The 418-nt window shown below is 56.0% G+C and carries 1 pseudogene; it reads left to right on the top strand.

The window, feature by feature from the left end:
• A pseudogene (locus tag ONV78_RS31900) lies at nucleotides 1-418 on the top strand (RHS repeat protein); the annotation flags it as partial.

Raw genomic sequence — 418 nt, 5'->3', positions numbered from 1 at the left:
AACCGAAGTCAAACGCCCGGACGGCTCCGTCCTCAAAATGCGTTACAACGCCAACGACCAGCTGACGCACTTTATCGACGCGGCCGGCCGTTGCACTGAATACGTGTATGACGGTCTGGCCCAGGTGCGCAAACGCATCGACCCGGCTGGTCACACCTTTGAGTATCTGTACGATAAAGAACGCAACCTGATTGGCCTGATCAACGAAAAGGGCGAGCGCTATGAACTGGCCTATGACCGCAACGAACGACTGATTCAGGAAATCGGCTTCGACGGTCGGCTGCAGCAATATCAGTATGACCCGGCAGGCCATCTGAAGGCGCATATCGAAGGCGTACACGAAGACGAACGCATTCGCGCGCAACACACGACCTTGTTCAAACGCGACCCTATGGGTCGTCTGCGTGAAAAGCACAGC

The sequence above is a fragment of the Hahella sp. CR1 genome (assembly GCF_029813005.1).
Lineage (GTDB): Bacteria > Pseudomonadota > Gammaproteobacteria > Pseudomonadales > Oleiphilaceae > Hahella.
Note: the sequence above shows the minus strand (reverse complement) of the source record. Positions and strands in the feature narration are given on the sequence as shown.